At 73.1% G+C, this 1,488-nt stretch carries 2 protein-coding genes, 1 tRNA gene and 1 pseudogene; 2 read left to right on the top strand and 2 right to left on the bottom strand.

All coding sequences use genetic code 11. From position 1 onward, the window contains the following. Positions 1-238: pseudogene (locus G3I53_RS34560) on the bottom strand (TetR family transcriptional regulator); the annotation flags it as partial. Positions 239-275: 37 nt separating this feature from the next. On the opposite strand from G3I53_RS34560, the gene G3I53_RS15145 reads away from it, so the two are divergent. Further along, the gene (locus G3I53_RS15145) at positions 276-812 is read left to right on the top strand and encodes a GNAT family N-acetyltransferase (RefSeq protein ID WP_164334256.1); all 537 of its coding nucleotides are present in this window, start codon (positions 276-278) and stop codon (positions 810-812) included. 60 nt (positions 813-872) lie between these two features. Here G3I53_RS15145 and G3I53_RS15140 read toward each other — a convergent pair. After that, a tRNA-Pro gene (locus tag G3I53_RS15140) sits at positions 873-946 on the bottom strand. Between the two features lie 120 nt (positions 947-1,066). On the opposite strand from G3I53_RS15140, the gene G3I53_RS15135 reads away from it, so the two are divergent. Beyond that, positions 1,067-1,488: DUF309 domain-containing protein (locus G3I53_RS15135; RefSeq protein WP_164438440.1), on the top strand; the 422-nt coding region annotated here is incomplete at its 3' end.

Below are 1,488 nucleotides of genomic sequence, written 5' to 3'. Positions count from 1 at the left end.
GTTGCGTCTCGGAGTCCTGGCCGAGGGCGTCGTCGAGTGCGAGGTCGTAGAGGTCGTCCACCGATGCGATGCGCGAGTACAGGCTGGCGGGGGCCACGTCCAGACGAAGGGCGACCGCGCGCACCGTCAGGGCGCGCAGTCCGCCCCCGTCGAGCAGATCGACCGCGACGCGGGCGATGTCGCGCACATCCACGGCGCGGGCTCGCCGGACGGGCTTGCGGTGCTCCCAGTAGCTCACGACCCCCACTCTATCCGAACTATGTTAGTTTTGCGGCATGCTGGATTCCAGATCTCTCCCGCTTCGCGGCAGCCGGGCGGTCCTGCGCGCGATGCGTCCGGAGGACGCAAGCGCCTACGCTTCCGGCACCACCGACCCGGCGGTCCGCCGGTACGCGCACCTGCCCGAGCCCGAGTACACCGAGGCGTCCGTGACCGCACTGGTCCAAGGGGCGATCCGGGACGGCCTGGAACGCGGTGACCTCGCGGTTCTCACCGTCGCCGACCCCGCCACGGACGCCTTCGCCGGGAGCCTCGTGCTCTTCGGTGCGGAACAGGACTCCGTCGAGGTCGGCTTCTGGGTGCACCCGGATCACCGCGGCGAGGGCGTGGCCCGGGCCGCGCTCGGTCTCGGCATCGAGTTCGCCAGGCGCAGCGGCCTCGTCCGGCTCACGGCTCGCACTCTGCCCGAGAACCGGGCGTCTCAGCGTGTCCTCGAACAGGCGGGCTTCAGCAGAGGCGAAACGACCCGCGGCCTCGCCCCGTCCGGGCAGGAGGTCACCCTCGTCCACTATCTCCGCGACATCGCTCCGTGAACCGGCCCCCGGACACGACGAAGCCCCGGTGAGCATCCTGAACCCACCAGGGCTTTTGCGTCGGGACGACAGGATTTGAACCTGCGACCCCTTGACCCCCAGTCAAGTGCGCTACCAAGCTGCGCCACGTCCCGGTGCGCGCCACCCGGTGTCACCACCACGTGATCGCGCGGACAGCACCTTACCGCACACCGGGGCCCCGGCCGAAGCGGGGACCGGCGGGGGACAATCGGTGCATGGGCATGATGGGCAGCATGGACGGAGCGGACGGGACGAACGGCGTGGGTGTCCCGGTGACGGGCCGGGCGGACGCCGCGCGGGACCGCGACAGCGAGGGCAGGGCGCGCAACGCCCGGCCTCGTGACGGGCTCGGACGGCCCCTGCCGTACGGTGCGGAGGGCGTGCCGCGGCAGCCCGAGGGCGTCGTGCGGCCCCCCGCGCAGAGTGTCGCCGAGGCGCAGCGGCTGCTCGACGAGGGCAAGCCCTTCCACGCGCACGAGGTGTTCGAGGACGCCTGGAAGTCGGGCCCGGACGAGGAGCGGGAGCTGTGGCGGGGGCTCGCCCAGCTCGCCGTGGGCCTGACCCACGCGGCCCGGGGCAACCTCACGGGCGGTGCCCGTCTGCTGCGGCGCGGGGCCGGCGCCGTGGAGGGGTGGGCGGCGGGGCCCGGCGGCGA

Source organism: Streptomyces sp. SID14436 (assembly GCF_010548465.1).
GTDB lineage: Bacteria > Actinomycetota > Actinomycetes > Streptomycetales > Streptomycetaceae > Streptomyces.
This window is presented reverse-complemented; position numbering and strand designations above follow the sequence as displayed.